General features: G+C 50.5%; 1 protein-coding gene. It reads right to left on the bottom strand.

The features are described 5' to 3' along the window. The coding region (locus tag J0A66_RS22620) for a UvrD-helicase domain-containing protein (RefSeq protein ID WP_206576055.1) at positions 1–293 on the bottom strand (293 nt) is incomplete at its 3' end. Between the last annotated feature and the right edge of the window lie 16 nt (positions 294–309).

The following is a 309-nucleotide window of genomic DNA, read 5'->3' as shown; positions in this document are numbered from 1 at the left end:
CGGTCTTCAACTTGTTCAATCAAAGCGGCCAGAATCGGATCGTCGCTGGCACCCACATACATATCCAGATTAGCCTTGGCTAAAATAGCCCGGATGCGGCTTTTCAACTCAGCGGTAGCGGCATTGGTAAAGGTCACCACCAGGATCTGATCCACATTCAGCGGCGCACAGCCGACACCAAGTAACAAACGCAAGTAAAGCCGCACAATAGTGAAGGTTTTGCCTGTGCCGGCACTCGCTTCAATCAAAGACTGTCCAGATAATGGGAAGTCTGCAATACGTAAGTGCTTCATGCCTGACTCCAGCTAA

Origin of the sequence: Bowmanella dokdonensis, from assembly GCF_017254865.1 — a bacterium.
Taxonomy (GTDB): Bacteria; Pseudomonadota; Gammaproteobacteria; order Enterobacterales; family Alteromonadaceae; genus Bowmanella; species Bowmanella dokdonensis.
This window is presented reverse-complemented; position numbering and strand designations above follow the sequence as displayed.